At 68.8% G+C, this 18,617-nt stretch carries 20 protein-coding genes; 11 read left to right on the top strand and 9 right to left on the bottom strand.

All coding sequences use genetic code 11. The features are described 5' to 3' along the window. Positions 1 to 87: 87 nt before the first annotated feature. From QZ271_RS09575 to QZ271_RS09565, 3 genes are all read right to left on the bottom strand, one after another. The gene (locus tag QZ271_RS09575) at positions 88 to 1,185 is read right to left on the bottom strand and encodes a BMP family ABC transporter substrate-binding protein (protein WP_291430879.1); all 1,098 of its coding nucleotides are present in this window, start codon (positions 1,183 to 1,185) and stop codon (positions 88 to 90) included. Between the two features lie 335 nt (positions 1,186 to 1,520). Then, positions 1,521 to 2,387 (bottom strand): PIG-L deacetylase family protein, encoded by an 867-nt coding sequence (locus QZ271_RS09570; protein ID WP_291430877.1) that lies wholly within the window; start codon positions 2,385 to 2,387, stop codon positions 1,521 to 1,523. A gap of 87 nt (positions 2,388 to 2,474) precedes the next feature. Continuing rightward, positions 2,475 to 2,687: a hypothetical protein gene (locus tag QZ271_RS09565; RefSeq protein ID WP_291430895.1), complete on the bottom strand. Its 213-nt coding sequence runs from the start codon at positions 2,685 to 2,687 to the stop codon at positions 2,475 to 2,477. A gap of 132 nt (positions 2,688 to 2,819) precedes the next feature. On the opposite strand from QZ271_RS09565, the gene QZ271_RS09560 reads away from it, so the two are divergent. The 9 genes from QZ271_RS09560 (at position 2,820) to QZ271_RS09520 (ending at position 10,911) form a co-directional block, all read left to right on the top strand. Then, positions 2,820 to 3,428, top strand: a complete 609-nt coding sequence (locus tag QZ271_RS09560; protein ID WP_291430876.1) for a ParA family protein — start codon at positions 2,820 to 2,822, stop codon at positions 3,426 to 3,428. Positions 3,429 to 3,562: 134 nt separating this feature from the next. Next, positions 3,563 to 3,865 carry a hypothetical protein gene (locus QZ271_RS09555; protein ID WP_291430875.1) on the top strand — a complete coding sequence of 101 codons (303 nt, stop codon included), beginning with the start codon at positions 3,563 to 3,565 and terminating at the stop codon, positions 3,863 to 3,865. 34 nt (positions 3,866 to 3,899) lie between these two features. Next, positions 3,900 to 4,415, top strand: a complete 516-nt coding sequence (locus QZ271_RS09550; RefSeq protein ID WP_291430873.1) for a hypothetical protein — start codon at positions 3,900 to 3,902, stop codon at positions 4,413 to 4,415. Between the two features lie 9 nt (positions 4,416 to 4,424). Beyond that, positions 4,425 to 5,330, top strand: coding sequence for a tRNA glutamyl-Q(34) synthetase GluQRS (gluQRS, locus tag QZ271_RS09545; protein WP_291430872.1), 906 nt, complete (start codon positions 4,425 to 4,427; stop codon positions 5,328 to 5,330). A gap of 120 nt (positions 5,331 to 5,450) precedes the next feature. Continuing rightward, a complete protein-coding gene (trpB, locus tag QZ271_RS09540) occupies positions 5,451 to 6,794 on the top strand; it encodes a tryptophan synthase subunit beta (protein ID WP_291430870.1) in 1,344 nt (447 codons plus the stop codon). Next, a complete protein-coding gene (gene trpA, locus QZ271_RS09535) occupies positions 6,791 to 7,621 on the top strand; it encodes a tryptophan synthase subunit alpha (protein ID WP_291430868.1) in 831 nt (276 codons plus the stop codon). The genes trpB and trpA overlap by 4 nt, the downstream gene beginning before the upstream one ends. Before the next feature lie 74 nt (positions 7,622 to 7,695). Then, on the top strand, positions 7,696 to 9,507 hold the full coding sequence (gene pepF, locus QZ271_RS09530) for an oligoendopeptidase F (protein ID WP_291430867.1): 1,812 nt from the start codon (positions 7,696 to 7,698) through the stop codon (positions 9,505 to 9,507). Positions 9,508 to 9,721: 214 nt separating this feature from the next. Further along, a complete protein-coding gene (locus tag QZ271_RS09525; RefSeq protein ID WP_291430865.1) occupies positions 9,722 to 9,997 on the top strand; it encodes a stage V sporulation protein S in 276 nt (91 codons plus the stop codon). A 230-nt stretch (positions 9,998 to 10,227) separates the two neighbouring features. Beyond that, complete coding sequence (locus QZ271_RS09520) at positions 10,228 to 10,911, top strand: zinc metallopeptidase (protein ID WP_291430863.1); 684 nt, start codon at positions 10,228 to 10,230, stop codon at positions 10,909 to 10,911. 218 nt (positions 10,912 to 11,129) lie between these two features. Here the strand turns inward: QZ271_RS09520 and QZ271_RS09515 are convergent, their stop codons facing one another. Then, a complete protein-coding gene (locus QZ271_RS09515; protein ID WP_291430861.1) occupies positions 11,130 to 11,450 on the bottom strand; it encodes a metal-sulfur cluster assembly factor in 321 nt (106 codons plus the stop codon). After that, positions 11,447 to 11,770, bottom strand: a complete 324-nt coding sequence (locus QZ271_RS09510) for a rhodanese-like domain-containing protein (RefSeq protein WP_291430860.1) — start codon at positions 11,768 to 11,770, stop codon at positions 11,447 to 11,449. The genes QZ271_RS09515 and QZ271_RS09510 overlap by 4 nt, the downstream gene beginning before the upstream one ends. Positions 11,771 to 11,851: 81 nt before the next feature. On the opposite strand from QZ271_RS09510, the gene QZ271_RS09505 reads away from it, so the two are divergent. Continuing rightward, positions 11,852 to 12,157: a rhodanese-like domain-containing protein gene (locus QZ271_RS09505; RefSeq protein ID WP_291430859.1), complete on the top strand. Its 306-nt coding sequence runs from the start codon at positions 11,852 to 11,854 to the stop codon at positions 12,155 to 12,157. 69 nt (positions 12,158 to 12,226) lie between these two features. Then, positions 12,227 to 13,687, top strand: coding sequence for an aminotransferase class III-fold pyridoxal phosphate-dependent enzyme (locus tag QZ271_RS09500; protein WP_291430857.1), 1,461 nt, complete (start codon positions 12,227 to 12,229; stop codon positions 13,685 to 13,687). A gap of 133 nt (positions 13,688 to 13,820) precedes the next feature. Here QZ271_RS09500 and QZ271_RS09495 read toward each other — a convergent pair whose 3' ends face one another. The 4 genes from QZ271_RS09495 to QZ271_RS09480 all read right to left on the bottom strand — a co-directional run. Beyond that, positions 13,821 to 15,113: an aminotransferase class III-fold pyridoxal phosphate-dependent enzyme gene (locus QZ271_RS09495; RefSeq protein WP_291430855.1), complete on the bottom strand. Its 1,293-nt coding sequence runs from the start codon at positions 15,111 to 15,113 to the stop codon at positions 13,821 to 13,823. 105 nt (positions 15,114 to 15,218) lie between these two features. Then, entirely contained in the window at positions 15,219 to 15,719 is a 501-nt protein-coding gene (locus tag QZ271_RS09490; RefSeq protein WP_291430852.1) for a DinB family protein, read from the bottom strand. A gap of 181 nt (positions 15,720 to 15,900) precedes the next feature. After that, positions 15,901 to 17,478, bottom strand: a complete 1,578-nt coding sequence (locus QZ271_RS09485) for an L-glutamate gamma-semialdehyde dehydrogenase (RefSeq protein ID WP_291430850.1) — start codon at positions 17,476 to 17,478, stop codon at positions 15,901 to 15,903. Between the two features lie 463 nt (positions 17,479 to 17,941). Next, positions 17,942 to 18,617: ROK family protein (locus QZ271_RS09480; protein WP_291430848.1), on the bottom strand; the 676-nt coding region annotated here is incomplete at its 5' end.

Below are 18,617 nucleotides of genomic sequence, written 5' to 3'. Positions count from 1 at the left end.
TTGCCGTCCGGGGGCCCATACAGGCGGCGGCCCTCCACACCGGGAGGGCCGCCGCCGCGATTCAGGCCCTAGGGGGCGTGAGTCGGATTACTTGTTGGGAACCTTGATGGCGCCGCTGATGATCTTGGCCTTCACGGCCTCCACGCGGATGACCTGGGCGCTGGTGATCAGGGCCTTGTTGTACTGGTCAACGGAGTAGCCCACGCCGCCTTCTTTCAGGCCGAAGCGGCGTTCGCCACCGGTGAACTTGTCGTCCTTGACATCCTTGATCAGGGCGTAGATAGCGTTGTCAACGCGCTTGAGCATGCTGGTCAGGCCGTGGTTCATGGTGGCGGGGTTCTTGTCGAAGTCGCCCAGGTAGTTCTGGTTGCTGTCCACACCGATGAAGAACATGGGGCGGGTATCGCCGGCGCAGGCCTTGGCGTAGGAGGCGCTCTTCTTGAGAGACGCGAACTTGTTGCTGCTGAATTTCACGCCGCTGGGCAGGGCGCTGGCCTTCAGGCACTGGGTCTGCTTGATGTAGTCGATCACGCCGTTCCCGGATGCACCGGCCGCCGCGAAGATGATATCGGCACCCTTGGCGCGCATGCTACCGGCGATTTCCTTGGCCTTGCCGGGGTTGTTCCAGGCGTCGGGGGTGGTGCCCACGTACTGCGTGATGACCTTGACCTTGGAGTTGGCGGCTTTCGCGCCGGCCGTGTAGCCCGCCTCGAATTTGTGGATCAGGGGAATGTTCATGCCGCCCACGAAGCCCACGACGCCAGTCGAGCTGTTCAGCGCGGCGAGGTAACCGACGAGGTAGCTGCCCTGCTCTTCCTGGAAGACCAGGCTGGCCACGTTCTTCTCGGCAGACACGTCGTCGATCAGGCCGAAGTACAGGTCGGGGTTTTCCTTAGCGACCTGGCTGATGCTGGCGTTGTTGGCAAAGCCCACACCCACGGTCAGGTCGAAGCCTTCGTTGGCGAAGGAGCGGATGCCCTGCACCGTCTGGCTGGGGTCACTGGGTTCAAAATCGGAGGACTTGATGCCCAGGTTCTTCACGGCGCGCTGGGTGCCCTCGTAGGCGCTCTGGTTGAAGCTCTTGTCGAACTTACCGCCGGCGTCGTAGGCGATGCCGACGCGCAGGGTCTGGGCAGAGGCGACGCTGGCGCTCAGGGCAAGGGCAATGGTCAGGATTTTTTTCATAGGTGTTCCTCCAAAATTTCGTAGGTGAATACTGAAACAGGGCACGTCATCAGAGTATACGGAATTCTGCGCCTGTCCATTCCCCCCTGGGGGCACACTCTCGACCACACAGGAGGTCGGTACAGGATAAGAGAATTCTTGTGAACTTCTTAACAGTGGAGCCTGATGGCGGCCTGATACGGAGTTCACCGGACACCGACGAACCTTGCATCATCCAGCCGATTCTTCCAATCACCCGCTCATAAAAGCAGATAGGGCGAGGGCAGACACCGGAGATCGCCTCGCCAGCCTCCGACCGTGTCACCCTCCGGCCGTCCCCGGCAGTTCCGTGACGATCAGCTGTCCAGGTGCCCGAAGCCGTCCAGGCCGTCGAAGAGGCCGCGTAGCGGGTACTGGTGGATGGGCGTGCGGGTTCCGCCGATACTGAAGTTCTCCTGCCCCAGTCGCTCCTGCATGGCCGCCCGCTCCTCGGGTGTCATGCGGCCCAGGAGGCTCTGCTCACCCATCTGCGTGCCGTGCGCCGCCAGGGCCGCCGCTTTGTTCGCCACGCAGGCGGACACGTCCATCCGCACCGCGAAGGTTTCCTCGGATACGCCGTACACCAGCGGATCGAGGCCCTGGCCCATGCGCGCGATGCCCGCCGCCGACTCGACGCTCATGGCCGTGAAGTACAGCCGTTTCGGGCCGCCGTACGGCAGGGATCCCGCGCTGAAAAACGCCGCGGATACGGCGCGGTGAATCTGCAGGTGATCCACGTGCCCGTACGCGCCGTGCGGGTCGAAGGTCACCATCACCTGCGGCTGCACCTGCTCGATCAGGGCGCGCAGCTTTACCTCCACGTCCAGCGGGTTGACGTTCATCATGGCCAGCGGATCATCGTAGCGGGTGCGTTCGTACCGCCCGGAGTCGTGGTAGTCGAGGAAGACCGGGGCGGGAATTTCCAGCGCGCGGCACGCCTCGATAAGTTCCTGCTCGCGCTGCGCGCCCAGATCGGTGACGGTCATGCCGGGCACCGTGATCTTCCCGGCCTCGCCGCGCGTGGCGCAGGCCAGCACCACATTCACGCCCAGCCGCGCGTAGTGTGTGAGGGTACCGCCCACGCTGAAGGCCTCGTCGTCCGGGTGGGCGAACACGGCCAGCAGGGTCGGTCGGGGGTCGGGGGCGGGCGCCGTGTGCGGCTCCGGAAGGTTCGGGGCGGTCATGCTGGGCAGTGTACGGGCCGCGCCCCCAGATGGGTGTGCCGGCCTCCCCATTCAGTGTGCGCAGGGCAGGCCGGTCGTCGCGCGCGATCAGCCGCCCTGGGCCTCTTCCTCGTGGGCAGCCTCATTCGCTGCGAGCACCTGCCCGCGCCCGTGAAAGTCCCGCAGCGCGTCCGGCCACGTGCGGTAGATCAGGCGGCGGTTACCGGCGTCGGCGGCTTCGAGCGCCTGTCCCAGCGCGCGGTAAAAGCGGCTGCCCTGCTCCTGCATGGCGCGGGCCGTCCAGTACACTCCGGCTTCCATCCTCTGCGCGTGCTCGTCGGTGATCACCCGCCCAGCATGCCGCTTCCGGCGCGTGACGGGTGTCCCGCCGGGTGGCTACCGTCCCGAGCGGCGGGGCACCCCGGGCGCCGGGGGTCTGCTACGCTCGGACATATGACGAAGGTGGTGGCCATTACATCTGAGAAGGGCGGCGTGGGGAAAAGCACGCTGGCCGTGCACCTCGCGGGCGCGGCGCACGCCAGCCGCCGCAGGGTCCTGCTGATCGACGAGGACGGCCGCGTGGGCAGCAGCCTGCGCTGGGCGGCGCGCAGCAGCGGCCTGCCGTTTCCCGTGCTGGACGCCGGGGACGTGAAACCCCGCCGACTGGCGGACTTCGACGTGGTCATCCTGGACACCGAGGGCCGCCCGCGCCGCAAGGACCTGCGGCAACTCGCGCAGCGTACCGACCTGATCCTGGTGCCCAGCGGCGTGTCCCCGCTGGAGGTGGAAGCCACGCGGGAACTGATGGACTTCCTGCTGGCCGAGGACGCCGGACGCAAGACCCGCGTGGTCCTGACCCGCGTGCCCCCGGTAGGCCGCGCTGCCGAGGATATCCGCGAGGACCTGCGCGAGGACGGCATCACCGTGTGCAACACCCTGGTCCGTCAGTACACGGCGTTCCAGCGGGCCGCCGAGCAGGGCGTCCTGGCCTGCGACGTGCGCGACCCGCGCGCCGCAGCCGCCTGGGACGACGTGCTGGCCCTGTCACGGGAGGTCCTGTGAACCGGATTCCGTCTCCACACCCGCACTGGGCTTCTGTGCCACCCAGCTCCCCGTGCCCGCGCAGATTGAACGGTGTGAGAAAACATGGACCCGGGATGCGTGTGAAGGTCGCGGGCGTGGCGGGGGGACGGTAGGTGGGACGCTTCGACTACCTGCAGGAACGCGACACACCGGCGCCCGAGGCGGCCGACGGCGGCGCCTCCCCCAAGGCCGGGAAAAAGGGACGCAAGAAGGGCGAGAAGGCCCGTAAGGCCCTGAAGGTCACGCCGGAACCCGACGGGCGCAGCAAGGGCGAGACCGCCGAGCGGGTCGAGGCGGTGTACGTCCGCAAGGAGACCGTGCGGGCCGTGTGGCGCGCCGTGAAGGCCGAGGGCGGCGAGAGCGTCAGCGAACTCGTCGAGGACCTGCTGCTGGCGTGGCTGCGCGAGCGCGCCTGACGCGCGTCACCTGCCGGATGGCACGTCGAGGGGCATGTCCGGCCTGAGCCCACGTGCGGGGCTGGCGCTGCGGCTGGCCGGGCTGGCCCTGGCGCTGCTGGTGACTGTGCCCGGCATCCTGAACCCCCTGCGGGGCGGCGTGCTGGACGGCGCGAACCTGATCTTCCACGAGGCCGGGCACGTCCTGCTGGCCTGGGCTGGCGAGACCGTCATGCTGCTCGGCGGTAGCCTGATGCAGCTGGCCGTACCGGCGGCCTGCGCCGCCGCGTTCATGTGGCGCGGCGAGCGGTACTCGGCGGGTGTCGTGGGCCTGTGGCTGGCGCAGTCGCTGTCGAGCGTGGCGGCGTACATCCGGGACGCGCCGCTGCGGCAACTCGATCTGATCACGGGCGACCCGGACACCCACGACTGGTGGCAGTTGCTGGGCGGCTGGAACCCGCTGCACAACTCGCTGGGACTGGCCGACCCGCTGGGCCGGTTCGTGACGTTCCTGGCGTTCGTGGCCGTGATCGCCTCTGTGATGGTGGCCCTCTGGGATGACCTGCGCTAGCCTGCGGGCATGACGGGATCAGGGGAAACTGGCGTGGTCGGCCGGTTCGCGCCCAGTCCGACCGGGGCCATGCACCTGGGCAACGCCCGCACGGCGCTGCTGGCGTGGTTGCATTCCCGCGCGCGTGGGGGGCGGCACCTGCTGCGCTTCGAGGATCTGGATACCGGCCGGGTCCGGCCCTGGGCTTACGACCTGACCCGCCGGGACCTGGAGTGGCTGGGCCTGGACTGGGATGAGGAGATCACGCAGTCGCGGCGGCTGGAGTTGTACCGGGACGCTGCCGCGCGTCTGGAGACCTACCCCTGCACCTGCACGCGCCGCGAGATCCGCGACGCCATTCACGCCAGCGCCGGGGCGCCGCACGGCGAGGAACCCGTCTATCCCGGCACCTGCCGTGAGGCGCCCCGGAACCCGGACCGACCGGCAGCGCTGCGCTGGCGTATACCTGCTGCTCAGGTCTGCGCGCACGACGCCCTGAGCGGCCGGACACTGTGCCAGGACCTGTGCGCCGAGGTCGGTGATCTGGTGCTGCGCCGCAACGACGGTGTGTACGCCTATCACCTAGCGGTCGTTGTGGATGACGCGGCGTCTGGCGTGACCGATGTGCTGCGCGGAGAGGACCTCTGGACCGCCACGCCCCGGCAGGTGGCCCTCCAGGGGGCGTTGGGTCTGCCCACGCCCCGCTACCTGCACGTGCCGCTCATGACGGGGTACCGGGGTGAGCGCCTGGCCAAGCGGGGGGGCGCGCCGCCGCTCTCGGCGCTGCGTGAGGCAGGGGAGAGTGCGGCCCGGATCCGCGCGGAACTGGCCCGCAGTCTGGGCTGGCCCGTGCCGGATGAGGTGAGCGTATCTGAGCTGCTGCCGCTGTGGGTGGCCGAATGGGCGCGGGTTGAAGGTGTGCGTCCCTGCCGGTAAATGGAGCGGACGCCCCCTGGCCGGAGCTGCCGGACAAACAGAAGGCAAATCGCCCAGACTTAGACAACTTGTCTAAGTCTGCCAAACGGACCTTCGGGGCGGCAGTCCTACGCTGAACCCATGCCCCTGACCCTCCCCACCTACCCGCAACCCGACGAACGCGGCCGCTTTGGCCGGTTCGGCGGCCGGTACGTGCCCGAAACGCTGATTCCCGCCCTCGACGAACTCGAACGGGCCTACCTGACTGCCAAGACCGACCCCACCTACCTGAACGAACTGGACCGGCTGTACCGCGAGTTCGTGGGCCGACCCAGCGGGCTGTACCTCGCTGAGCGCCTGACCGCGCACGCTGGCGGCGCGAAAATCTACCTCAAGCGCGAGGATCAGAACTACACGGGCGCGCACAAGATCAACAACTGCCTCGCGCAGGCGCTGCTCGCCAGGCGCATGGGGAAACAGCGGGTCGTGGCGGAAACCGGGGCCGGGCAGCACGGGGTGGCCAGCGCCACCGCCGCCGCACTGCTGGGCCTGGACTGCGTGGTGTACATGGGCGCCGAGGACATCCGCCGCCAGGAGCTGAACGTGTTCCGCATGAAACTGCTGGGCGCCGAGGTCCGGGCCGTCACCAGTGGCACGAGCACCCTCAAGGACGCCACCAACGAGGCCATCCGCGACTGGGTGACCAACGTCCGCGACACCTTCTACATCCTCGGCAGCGTCGTCGGGCCGCACCCGTACCCCGCCATGGTCCGTGATTTCCAGAGCGTGATCGGTGAGGAAGTCAAGGTGCAGCTGCAGGCGCTGGAGGGCACGCCCACCCCGGACGCCATCGTCGCCTGCGTGGGCGGCGGCAGCAACGCCATCGGCATCTTCGCGCCCTACGCGTACCTGCCTGACAGTCAGCGCCCCCGACTGATCGGCACCGAGGCCGCCGGGGAAGGCGTGGATACCGGACGCCACGCCGCCAGCGTGGCGGGCGGGCGCGTGGGCGTGCTGCACGGCAGCATGATGTACCTGCTGAACGACTCTGAGGGACAGATCGTGCCGCCGCACTCGATTAGCGCGGGACTGGATTACCCTGGCATCGGCCCGGAACACTGCCTGTACAGCGACACGGGACTGGCCGAGTACGTGCCCGTCACGGACGCCCAGGCGCTCGAGGGCCTGCAACTATGCACCCGCCTAGAAGGCATCATTCCCGCGCTGGAAAGCGCGCACGCCATCTACTACGCCGTCGAACTGGCCCGCTCCATGCGCCCCGAGCAGACGATCGTGGTGAACCTGTCCGGACGCGGCGACAAGGACGTGGCCGAGGTGATGCGGCTGCTGGACCTGCCGGAAGGGCAGAGCAGCACGCCCGGCCACACGCAGCCCATACCCGCCCAGCCCGGTCAGGTCCAGCCCATTCCGGCCCAGCCCAGTCACGCCCTGTCCATCACGGCCCAGCAGGAGGTGCAGGCGTGACCGTGCCCGCCCAGACCGGCAGCCAGCCGCAGGCCACCGTGCCCGGCGCGGCCCGCATTCACGCGGCGTTTGCCCGCGCCGCGCAGGAAGGCCGCGCCGCGTTCATTCCCTTCATGACGGCCGGGTACCCCACCGCGTCCTCCTTCCCGGCTGTGGCGGACGCCCTGCTGACCCGCGCGGACCTGCTGGAGGTCGGCATTCCGTACAGCGACCCCCTGGGCGACGGCCCCACCATCCAGCGGGCCAGCGAGCAGGCCCTGGGCGGCGGCACCAGCACCCGCCACACCCTGCAACTCGTCAAGGACCTGCGCGCCCGGCATGACACGCCGGTCGTGATCATGACCTACGTGAATCCCATCTACGCCGTCGGGCCGCGCGAATTCATGCGACTGGCGCAGGACGCCGGGGTGGACGGCCTGATCCTCCCGGACCTGCCGCCGGATCAGGACCTGGAGATCGCGGACCTTGCCGCCGAGCACGGCATGGCCGTGACGTTCCTGATCGCCCCCACCAGCACCCCGGAACGCGTGAAACTGGTCGCGGGCGCCTGCACGGGCTTCCTGTACGCCGTCAGCGTGACCGGCGTGACCGGCACGCGTGAGGGCGCGGCACTGGCCGAGGTACCCGCCATGCTGGCCCTGGCCCGCCAGTACGCCCGCGTGCCCGTCGCGGTGGGCTTTGGCGTGAAAGACGCCGAAACCGCCCATCAGGTGGCGCAGGTCGCGGACGGCGTGGTCGTGGGCAGCGCCTTCATCAACGCCGTGCAGCACGGACAGGACGTGGCCGCGCTGGCCGCCAGCATCGCCGAGGGGTGCCGTAAGGACTGAACAGGGTCAGGACCGCCGGGCTGCCGTGAGCAGAGTGCGGCGGGATGTACCGGGACGAGGTGCTAGCCTCCGGCATGACCCCTGAACCGATCAAGGAGCTGCCGCGCCGGCAGGACGTTCCCCGCGAACAGACCTGGGACATCGAGGCGCTGTACGCCACGCCCGACGCCTGGGCCGCCGAGGGCGACGCCCTGAGCCGCGATATCGGCACGCTGCCCGCCCACGCCGGAACGCTGGGCACCCCGGATGGTCTGTTGGCCTTCCTGGCGGCGGCCGACGCGCTGGAACTGCGCCTGACCCGCTTCATGTCCTACGCGGGCATGACCGCCAGCGTGGACGGCCGGGACGCTGTGGCCGCCGCCCGCCGTGACCGCGCCGGAAACCTGGGGGCGCAGTACGGCAGCGCCGCCGCCTTCTACCGCCCGGAACTGCTGGCACTGGATGAGGGGACGGTGCGTAGCTGGCTGGAACGCCCGGACTTCGCGGACCAGCGTGTTCGCCTGGAACGCGTCCTGCGCGGCAAACCGCATGTGCGGAGCGCCGAGGTCGAGGAACTGCTGGGCGCGGTGCAGGCCCCCTTCGCCTCCGAGCGGGGCATTCACCCGGCGCTGGCGAACATGGACCTGCGCTTCGGCACGGCGGGCGGCGAGGCGGTCACCCAGGGGAACGTGGACCGCCTGACCTCCCACCCGGACCGCGAGGTGCGCCGCGAAGCCTGGGAAGGGTACGCCGACGCGCATCTCGCCGCGCGGCACTCGCAGGCTGCCATGTACGCCACGAACATCCGCCAGAGCGTGTTCCTGGCCCGCGCCCGCCGCTACCCGGACGCGATCACGGCGTCCCTGGCCCCGGACCGCATTCCCACGGAGGTCGTGACCACACTGCTCGACACCTACCGCGCCAGTACCCCCATCTGGCACCGCTACTGGCGGGTGCGCCGCGAGTGGCTGGGCCTGAACGAACTGCGTGAGTACGACGTGAAAGCGGCGCTGGTTCCGCCCCGCCAGGTGCCCTACGCGCAGGCCGTCGCCTGGATCGGCGAGGGCATGGCCCCCCTGGGCGAGGCGTACGTGCAGGACATGCTGGCCGGACTGACCACCGAACGCTGGGTGGACTACGCCGAGAACGACGGCAAACGTCAGGGCGCATACAGCAACGGCGGTGGGCGCGTCAAGCCGTTCATCTTCATGACCTGGAACGACACCATGAACAGTTACAGCACGCTGGCGCACGAGATCGGGCACTCCATGCACTCGCTGCTGTCCATGCGTGAGCACCCGTACTCGGTGCCGCGTTACACGCTGTTCCACGCGGAAGTCGCCAGCAACTTCAATCAGGCGATGGTGCGCGCCCACCTGCTTCAGCAGGCCCGGGAACGCGGCGACACCGGGTTCGAGGTACAGATCATCGAGGAAGCCCTCTCGAACTTCCACCGGTACTTCTTCATCATGCCGACCCTGGCGGCGTTTGAACTCGAAGCGTACCGCCGCATCGAGGCGGGCGGCACCCTGAGCGCCCCGGACCTGATCGAACTGACCGCCGACCTGCTCGCCCAGGGCTACGGCGACGGCGTCACCATGGACCGCGAACGCAGCGGCATCCTGTGGGCGCAGTTCAGCACCCACCTGTACGCCAACTTCTACGCGTACCAGTACGCGACCGGCATCAGTGCCGCGCACCAGCTACTGGAAACCTTCGCGGACAACCCGGACACGGCCCGCGAGAACTACCTGCGCTTCCTGCGCTCCGGTGGCCGCCTCGACCCCATCGACGCGCTGCGTGAGGCGGGCGTGGACATGCTCAGCCCCGCGCCTGTGCAGGCCACCTTCCGCACCCTTGAAGGCTACGTGGCCCGCCTGGAAGAACTGCTTTCGATGCGTGGCTGATACGGATTCCGATTGGTTCGGTGCAGTCCCGAGTCAATCCGAGCGGAAGCGAGTAGGAACAGCAGACGAGTTTCGCGGCATGGAGCCGCAGTCCATATCAGGTGCAACCCCCCCCGGTGGGTGCAGTGAGATGGAGAGGGCCAGGGAATTGAATTGGAATGTTTGATGAGCATAGAATGAAAAGGCTTTGAGCATCAGAGAGGAGAGCCCCATTTTGGAAACCCTGCGTGTATCCGGCACCTCACGCCCCAACGCCATCGCTGGTGCCATTGCTGCGCTGCTGCGCTCGCAGGGACAGCTGGAAATGCAGGCCATCGGTCCGGCCGCCGTGAACCAGGCCGTCAAGGCGCTGGCCATCGCCCGTGGTTACCTGAGCGGCGATCAGCTTGATCTGGTTGCGCAGCCGGAATTCGTGAAACTCGAAACCCCGCAGGAAGAACGGACCGCCCTGAAATTCTCGGTCCGAGCCATCCCCGCCGTTCCAGTCTGATACGGATTCCGTTTGATTCGGTGTAGTTCTGAATCAATCCGAGCGAATGCAGGTGGGGGCGGCGCGGGTTCCGGGCGTGGATTTCGCGGGCCGGTGTTCTAGGTACGCCCGGCGTGAAGTGCCGGCGGTGCCTGCCTGCCGGGACACCCCGGCGAATAGGGAGACGCCCAACACTGTCTCATAAAACTTGAGTGCATGGCACTTAGATTGTAGGCAGGAGGAAGTGACCCATGGAATTCTTAGGCCCCTACACCCCCCTGATCCTGATCGTGTTTGTCGCGTCCATGCTGATTCAGGGCTACCTGACCCGCACGTACGCCCGCTGGAGTCAGGTTCGTAACCCCCGCGAGCTGACCGGCGCCGACGTGGCGCGCCTGATGCTGGACGCCAATGGCCTGAGCCATGTGTCCGTGAACGCCGTCCCCGGCACCCTCAGCGACCATTACGACCCCATCCGAAAGACCGTGAACCTCAGCCAGGGCGTGTATGGTGTCCCCAGCGTGAGCGCCATGGCCGTCGCCGCCCACGAAGTCGGACACGCCATTCAGGACCGGGTGCGCATGCCCGCCCTGTTGCTGCGCAGCCGCCTCGCAGTGCCCCTGAACCTCGGCATGAACCTCGCCCCGTGGCTGCTGATGGCGGGCATCGCCCTGCAACTGACGGGCCTGGTCTGGGTGGGCGTGATTCTGTTTGGCGCCGCCCTGCTGTTCCACCTGATCACCCTGCCCGTCGAATTCGACGCCAGCCGCCGCGCACTGGCGTATCTGCAAGCAGGTAACCTGACCGGCAGCCGCGAAGGCCAAAAGGGCGCGCAGGCTGTCCTGACTGCCGCCGCCCTGACGTACGTCGCCGGGTTCGCCATGGCCCTCGCGCAGTTCCTGAACGTGCTCGGCCTGGCCCGCAACCGCAGCTGATCAACCCCGCAGGCTAGGCAGGCAGCCCCCGACCGTTGGTGTCGGGGGCTGCCTGCTGTTGGGCATCCTGGAGGGTCAGCTTCCTACGAACTGCGCTCCATTGGGCCACAGTCGGAAAAGCGCCGTCTGCGGCTTCATACCGCGAAGGGGCGTCTGCTGTTCCTCCTCGCGTCCGCTCGGAATGATTCGGAAGTACGCCGAATCAATCGCAGTCCGTGTCAGACGTTGAAGCCGAACATGCGCATCTGGCGTTTGCCGTCTTCAGTCATCTTGTCCGGTCCCCATGGGGGGGTCCATACGAACTCCACGTTCACCTCGGTCACGCCGTCCAGGCGGCTGACGGCCATCTCGGCGTCCGCGCGGATCAGATCCTGCACGGGGCAGCCCACGCTGGTCAGGGTCATGGTGATGTCGATCAGGCCGCTCTCGGCGATGTCCACACCGTAGATCAGGCCCAGGTCCACCACGTTCACCGGAATTTCCGGGTCCTTGACGATCTTCAGGGCTTCCAGAACCTGCTCCCGGGTGGGGAGCGTCACTGGCGGACCTGCGGGCCGGTCTCGGTGGGTAGACCCTCGTTGACCCAGGCCAGGGTTCCCCCGGCAACGTTCACGACCTGCGCGTACCCCTGGAATTCCAGGTACTCCCCGGCGCGGGCGCTGCGGGCGCCGCTGCGGCAGATCATGACCAGCTCACGGTCCCTGGGAAGTTCCGCGAAACGTGACTCGAACTCGCTCAGGGGAATCAGCGTGGCCCCCTCGGCGTGGATTTCCTCGAATTCGTTCGGCTCGCGAACGTCCACCAGCAGCGCGCCAGCCTGCACGCGGCGCCGCCCTTCTTGCACAGAGATGTCTTCCATGCGGGTCAGCATAGCGGAGCGCCGGGCAGGGAATGTGCCTCCCGCCGCCGACGCTCGGCCCCCGCCGCCTATGCTGCCCGCATGTCCGCGCCCGACTCCCGGCCCGCGCCCCTGCCCGGCGGCGTGACCCTGATTGACCTGCGCCCGCCAGCGCTGCGCCGCCCCCTCCTGAATGAGCTGACCACCCATGCCGTGCGGGTGGTCAGCCTGGACGACATAGAGACCGGCGCGCACGGCCTGACGCGGGACACAGGGCCGCTGCTGGTCGTGTGCGAACGGGGCGTGCGCAGCACTCTGGCCGCGCGTTACCTGCGCGCCGACGGCCTGGACGCGGCCGCGTACCCTGGCGGCGTGCCGGCGCTGCAAGAAGCCCTGCGGGGCGCGTGAACCCCCGTCCCCGCCTACCGCTGCGCGCGGGACGCGCCTCTTACGCGCCGCAACGCTAGACTGCCTCTCATGTCAGCTTTGCCCCCCGGTTTCATCACGACCAGCGACGTGCTTCAGGAGCGCCTGAGCGGCTCTGACGTGCGCCGCCTGGAACTCGCGCACGGCAACGAAGAACTCGTGTACGGCCTGGACACCGTCGGCCTTGCCGGGCCGTTCAGCCGCGTCACCCCGTGGGAACTGGAAGACGAGCGGGGTGTGCGCCGCATCAACGCCAGCGGGTACGCCGCCACACCGTTTGGTGAGATGCCGCCCGTCATCACGGAATTCATGCAGGAATTCCTGCGCCATAACCGCGCCATGAGCCTGCCGCAGCAGAGCAGCGCTCCGTGGCGGGCCGCGCTGCAAGCGAACCTCGTGCGGCTCCTGGCGCGCGAACTGCCCAGCCACGCGGACAGTCAGGTGTTCTTCTGCTCCAGCGGCACCGAGGCCATCGAGGGCGCCCTGAAGTTCGCCAGGGCGTGGCGGCGCAAGGCGAAATTCCAGATCTCCTTCTCCAGCGGGTATCACGGCAAGACGCTGGGCAGCCTGAGCCTCACGCCCAACCCCGAATACCAGGACATCTTCCGGCCGCTCGTGCCCGGCGCACTGACCTGCCCCTACGGCGACCTGGACGCCCTGCGCACCCTGATTCGCCGGGTCGGGCCGGACAACGTCGGGTGCGTGGTCGTTGAACCCATTCAGGGCGAGGGCGGCGTGAACATCCCGCCCGCCGGGTTCCTGCGCGGCGTCGGGGAACTGTGCCGCCAGCACGGTATCGTGGTCATCGCTGACGAGATCCAGACGGGCCTGGGCCGCACCGGCCACTGGTTCGAATCGGCCGCGCAGGGCCTGGACGCCGACATCATCACGCTCGCCAAACCCCTGGGCGGCGGCATGACCGCCGTGGGCGCCACCATCGTCCGCGCGTCCATCTACAAGAACATGCTGGGCGGCCTGAGCAGCAAACGCCACAGCAACACCTTCGGCGGCGGCGCGCTCGCCATGGCCGTCGGCATGAAAAGCCTGGAGTACCTCATCGAGAACGACCTGCCCGCCCGCAGCGCCGCGCTCGGTGAACAGGGCCTGGCACGCCTCCAGGCACTCCAGGCGCGCTTCCCGAAACTGCTTCAGGCAGTGCGCGGCCAGGGCATGCTGTTCGCCCTGCAATTCCAGCCGGTGGTCGGCGTGCCCCTGCCCGGCGCCCTGAAGGAACTGGTGTTCGAGGCGACCGCCATCCTGGCGCTGCGCCAACTGCACGCCGCGGGCGTCATGGGGAACCTGAGCCTCAGCAGCAAGCGCACCGTGCGCCTGACCCCCGCGCTGGACATGCCGCAGGACGTGTTCGACACCATGTTCAGCCGCGTGGAGGCCTTCGTGCAGACCCACCCGAACGCCCGCGACGTGCTGACCCGCACGCCCCCGCAGGTCACGGCCCGCCTCGCTGCGTTCGCCGCCAGCAAACCCAAGAAACGCACACCCAGCGACGGGTAAACCCAGTCGCGGGTAGATCATTGGTGGGTCTATCAGACTGACGGCAGTCCGTTCTGATGCGGATTCCGCCCTGCTCACACTCGCTTTTGCTCGGATTGAAGGGTATTCGCAGCCCCTTCAGTCGGAGTCCGTTCTACAGGCCACGTTCCAGCGCCGTGTCCAGCCGTTCCAGCAGCAGCGTGACCTCGGCGGGCGTGATGCTCAGTGGCGGTCCCAGCAGCAGGTGGTCGCCGCGCACGCCGTCCAGGGCGCCACTACCGGGGTACGTAAGCAGCCCGGCGTCGCGGGCGGCAGCGGCGACCCGCTCGGCCACGCCGGTGGTGACGTGCGGCTGACCGGTGGCGGGGTCGCCCAGGATCACTCCCAGCAGCAGGCCGTGCCCGCGGACCTCCAGCACGCCAGGGTGGCGGCCCTGGAGGGCGCGCAGGCCACGCAGCAGTTGCGCGCCGCGTTCCTGCGCGGCCCGCACCAGTTCCTCGCGCTGCACGATGTCCAGGACGCTCAGGCCCGCCGCCACGCTGACCGGGTGCCCGGCGTATGTGAAACCGTGCTTGAATGCGCCGCTGCCGTTCATGACCGTGTCGTACACCTGCGCCGAGGCCATCAGGCCCGCCAGGGGCGCGTACCCGGCGGCCAGACCCTTGCCGAGCACCACGAGGTCCGGGGTGACCTGCGATTCGTACAGGCGCACGGACAGCGGCGCCCCGCAGCGGCCCATCCCGCTCATGACCTCGTCCGCGATGAACAGCACGCCGTACTCCCGGCAGATCCGGGCCACCCGGGCGTGATACCCGGCGTTCGGTGCAAGCGCCGCGTCCGACGCGCCCACCACCGGCTCGCACATGAACGCCGCGACCGATTCCGGCCCGACCTCCTCCAGCAGCGTGCGCAGGCGTTCGGCGTCGTCCTCGCCACTCAGGGACGGGTCGGGTTTCGGTAGTTTCGGCCACGCGTCGGGGCGCATCAGCGGGGCGTACATCTCGCGCCGCGCGCCCATGCCCGACGCGGCCAGCGCCCCCAGGCTCGCGCCGTGGTAGCTGGGCACCCGCGTGACCACCCGGAAGCGCCCCGGTTCTCCCCGCTCCACGTGATACTGCCGCGCCAGTTTAATGGCACTCTCGTTCGCCTCGGACCCACCCGACACCGCCCAGAAGCGGTAATCAGGCAGGTCCAGAAAGTCAGCCAGCCGCGCGGCGTACAGTTCGAGCGCATCACTGCAAAACTGCGAGCCGTGCACGAAGGCCAGCCGCGCCGCCTGCTCCGCCATGGCCTGCGCCACCTCGGTGCGCCCGTGCCCCACGTTCGCCACGAGCGCCCCAGACGACCCGTCCAGGTACGAGCGCCCCTGGTCGTTCTGAATGAACACCCCGTGGGCGGAAACGGCGGTCGGGTACGACTTGCGGCTGCGGTAGAACACGTTCGACATGGGCGGGGTTCCTTGAGCGCGAAGGGAGAATGGGAGGAGGGTGGGGGGCGGTTTAAGAAGGGGGGCGACGCGCTCCGTTGTGCGCCGGAGGCCCGGGGGCCGCGATCACCACGTGTCGCCGCCACCGGCAGGCGGCCACGCGCCCAGCGCCTGCCGGACCGTCACGACCTGACCGAAGTGGTGCGCGGTGTGCAGCGCCATGTCGGCCAGCAGTTCCCCGATGGTTTCCTCGTGGTTCACGGGGTTCGCCAGGTCCGGGCGGGCGGCGTGCGGGTCGATGCGGGCCAGCAACTCGTAGAATTCGTTCTTCACGCGGGGCCAGTCCTCGCGGCTCACGGCGGGCCAGGTGTCGGCGGCGTGCCGGGGGTAGGGCTGCGCCTCGCCCATCTCGATGATGTCCAGCATCCAGCGGTTCCACCAGTTGACGTGTGCCACGAGTTCCGCCACCGAGTGCGGCAGGCCCGCCGGGCGGGTCGTGGCCGTGTCGGCGTCCAGGCTGCTCAGGGACGCCTCGACGCCCACGAAGGCCTGCCCACCCCGGAACAGTTTGGGCAGCAGGCGCGCGAAGGCCATCTGGGTTCGTTCAGTGCGGTTGGGATCAATCATGCGGCCCAGTGTTTCAGAAAAATCCGTGGGACGGATACCACGGGAATGGCGGAGAATCATCATGAACAGCAGCGCGGCGGGGACCCGACTCCCAGTGACCTGGGACTGCGTCTGCTGCCCTTGGCGACCCCGGCGGTGCTGGGCGCGGCGTACCCGATACGCCGACCGTGGCGGCCACATGTCAGTACTGCTGGGCCACGGTCTTGGTCTGAAGGAACCAGAACAGGTAGTCGGGGCCGCCGACCTTGGCGTTCGTGCCGCTCATGCCGTAGCCGCCGAAAGCGTGCGTGCCGCTCAGGGCGCCCGTGCACTTGCGGTTGATGTACAGGTTCCCCACGTGCAGGTCCCGGCGGGCCGCGGCGATCTTGTGCGGGTCGCGTGAGTAGAATGCGGCGGTCAGGCCGTACTCGGAGTCGTTGGCCAGTTCGATGGCGTGCCGCCAGTCGCGGGCGCGGGTGAAGGTCAGGACCGGCCCGAAGATCTCCTGCTGGAACAGCGGATCGGCCGGGTCCACGTCCGCGAAGAGGGTGGGGGAGACGTAGCCGCCCACGCGCTCCCCGGTGTCGGGCGTGTCGCCGCCCAGGACCAGCCGCGCGGTTTTGCAGCCCGCCTCGATGAAGCTGGCGATGCGCTCAGCGCTGCCCTGGTGAATGACCGGGCCGATGGCGGCGTTCTCCTCGGGCAGACCGACCCTCAGCGCGCGGGTCTTCTCGGTCACGCGGGCGAGCAGGTCGTCGTACACGCTGCCTTCCGCGATCACGCGGGAGCAGGCGCTGCACTTCTGGCCGCTGTACCCGAACGCCGCCTGCACGATGCCGGTCGCGGCGGCCTCGAGGTCCGCATCCGCGCACACGACCGTGGGGTCCTTGCCGCCCATTTCGGCGATCACGCGCTTGAGCCACCGCTGGCCCGGCTGCACCCGCGCGGCCCGCGCGTAGATGCGGCAGCCGATCTCCTTGCTGCCGGTAAAGGCGATCATCCGCACCCCCGGGTGATCCACCAGCGGGTCGCCCAGCACGTCGTCGGTGCCGGTCAGGAACTGCACGGCGTTCCGGGGCAGGCCCGCCTCGAACAGCAGCTGAACCATCAGGTACGACGAGAGCGGCGTCTCCCCGGCAGGTTTCCACAGGACGGTGTTCCCGGCGGCCAGCGCGCCGAGCGCCATGCCCAGCGGAATGGCGCTCGGGAAATTCCACGGGCTGATGCACGCCACCACGCCCAGCGGTTCGTACTCGGTCGTCACGTGCTCGCCGGGCATGGGGTACACGGCCTTGCCCTGCGCCCAGCGCAACGTTTCACGCGCGAAGACCTCGAAGTGGTCCACGGACTCGGCCACCTCGCCGTCGGCCTCGGCCCAGTTCTTGCCGTTCTCCAGGGTCATGACCGCGTTGAATTCCATGCGGCGGGCGCGTAGCAGTTCGGCGGCCCGCTTGAAGATGCTGGCGCGTTGCAGCGGCTCGGTGCGCCGCCACTCCAGGAAGGCGTCCTGCGCGGCGGGCACGGCCTCGCTGAGCTGTTCGGGTGTGGCGTTCTGAAAGTGCCACAGTGTCTCGCGGGTGTCGGCGGGGTTGCGCACGGCGAAGGTGCCGCTTCCCTGGACTTCCTGCCCGGCGATGATGAGTGGGAAGGTGCGGCCCACATACGCCTCACGCACGGCCCGGAAGGCGGCTCGCTGGCGGGCAGCGACCGCCTCGTCCTGAAAGGTGTGGTACGGCTCGTGCTCGAAAGGCGGCAGGCCTTCCAGATGGGTGGTGGTCATCGGTCTCCTCTGGATCGTGCGGATTGAAGTGCCGTGAGGCTAACACGCCAGACGGCGCCGCGGAACTCCGCTGTCAGACGGCAGAAAACCGCGTCGGTCGCCTCGGCATCGGCCTGGAGGCTCACCAGAAACCTTGCAATTGAAAAGAGATTGAGTGCGGGCTGAGCAACCGTCACGAGACGGTCACGTCGGTCACCCAGCTCCCGACCTTCACAGCGGCAGTGGCCGTCTCCATACAGACGGCCGACTGTTTTGCTGATACCCCGACACATCACTGGCTGATCAATTATACGGATTCCGATTGATTTGGTGCAGTTCCGAATCAATCCGAGCGGATGCGAGTAGGAACAGCAGACGGGTTTCGCGGTATGGAGCCACAGGCGGTGTCTTCCCGACTGTGGCGGAATGGAGCGGAATCCGTATTGCACGCCCAGGCGCTCGCCTCCACTCGCTTAGCGCAGCGCTACGGGACCGTAGGACCGGACATGCCCGCCCATAAGGCCGCGCCGATCAGGCCCGCGTCCGCTCCCAGCGCCGCGTGCACCAGCTCAGGCCGGTACCGCTCGGGAAAGGCCGCCAGCGCCGCGCGCACCTGTGCCAGGAACCCGGTACGCAGGCCCACGCTCCCGCCGAACGCCACCCGCGTGACGCCCAGCAGCGCCGCCACGTCCGCGCACTTCCAGGCCAGGAGCGCCGCCGCCCGGCCCGTGACCAGCAGCGCCCGCGCGTCCCCGGCGTCTGCTGCGTCGCACAGTCCCCGTGCGTCTGCGAAGCCCAGCGCCGCCGCCTGCGCGCCCAGGGCCGTGCCGCTCGACTCGAATTCCAGCGGTCCCAGCGGCCCCAGCCCCAGCCCCAGCCCCGGCACCTGGGCGCCCGGCCCCCACGCCGCCGGGACGCTCACGAAGCCCAGCTCGGCGTCCAGGCCGTTCCCGGCCAGATGCAGCCGCCCGCCCAGCACCAGCCCCGCGCCCACCCCGGTACTGACCGTCACGAACATGAACTCGCTCACGCCGCGCCCCGCCCCGGCCTGCGCCTCGCCCCAGGCGGCGGCCCGCGCGTCGTTCAGGGCCGCGCACGGCAGGCCCAGCGCCCCACTCAGCCGCCCGGCCAGCGGCACGTCCGTCCAGCCGGGAAAGGTG

The organism is Deinococcus sp. (assembly GCF_018260555.1).
In the GTDB taxonomy this organism is placed as follows: Bacteria; Deinococcota; Deinococci; order Deinococcales; family Deinococcaceae; genus Deinococcus.
The sequence above is the reverse complement of the archived record's forward strand: the minus strand, read 5'-3'. Positions and strand labels throughout refer to the sequence as shown.

Excerpts from the sequence above, each read along its gene's own strand:
- QZ271_RS09575 (WP_291430879.1), bottom strand. The coding sequence starts at position 1,185 with ATGAAAAAAATCCTGACCATTGCCCTTGCCCTGAGCGCCAGCGTCGCC.
- QZ271_RS09570 (WP_291430877.1), bottom strand. The coding sequence starts at position 2,387 with ATGACCGCCCCGAACCTTCCGGAGCCGCACACGGCGCCCGCCCCCGAC.
- QZ271_RS09565 (WP_291430895.1), bottom strand. The coding sequence starts at position 2,687 with ATGGAAGCCGGAGTGTACTGGACGGCCCGCGCCATGCAGGAGCAGGGC.
- QZ271_RS09560 (WP_291430876.1), top strand. The coding sequence starts at position 2,820 with ATGACGAAGGTGGTGGCCATTACATCTGAGAAGGGCGGCGTGGGGAAA.
- QZ271_RS09550 (WP_291430873.1), top strand. The coding sequence starts at position 3,900 with ATGTCCGGCCTGAGCCCACGTGCGGGGCTGGCGCTGCGGCTGGCCGGG.
- gluQRS (WP_291430872.1), top strand. The coding sequence starts at position 4,425 with ATGACGGGATCAGGGGAAACTGGCGTGGTCGGCCGGTTCGCGCCCAGT.
- trpB (WP_291430870.1), top strand. The coding sequence starts at position 5,451 with ATGCCCCTGACCCTCCCCACCTACCCGCAACCCGACGAACGCGGCCGC.
- pepF (WP_291430867.1), top strand. The coding sequence starts at position 7,696 with ATGACCCCTGAACCGATCAAGGAGCTGCCGCGCCGGCAGGACGTTCCC.
- QZ271_RS09520 (WP_291430863.1), top strand. The coding sequence starts at position 10,228 with ATGGAATTCTTAGGCCCCTACACCCCCCTGATCCTGATCGTGTTTGTC.
- QZ271_RS09510 (WP_291430860.1), bottom strand. The coding sequence starts at position 11,770 with ATGGAAGACATCTCTGTGCAAGAAGGGCGGCGCCGCGTGCAGGCTGGC.
- QZ271_RS09505 (WP_291430859.1), top strand. The coding sequence starts at position 11,852 with ATGTCCGCGCCCGACTCCCGGCCCGCGCCCCTGCCCGGCGGCGTGACC.
- QZ271_RS09500 (WP_291430857.1), top strand. The coding sequence starts at position 12,227 with ATGTCAGCTTTGCCCCCCGGTTTCATCACGACCAGCGACGTGCTTCAG.
- QZ271_RS09495 (WP_291430855.1), bottom strand. The coding sequence starts at position 15,113 with ATGTCGAACGTGTTCTACCGCAGCCGCAAGTCGTACCCGACCGCCGTT.
- QZ271_RS09490 (WP_291430852.1), bottom strand. The coding sequence starts at position 15,719 with ATGATTGATCCCAACCGCACTGAACGAACCCAGATGGCCTTCGCGCGC.
- QZ271_RS09485 (WP_291430850.1), bottom strand. The coding sequence starts at position 17,478 with ATGACCACCACCCATCTGGAAGGCCTGCCGCCTTTCGAGCACGAGCCG.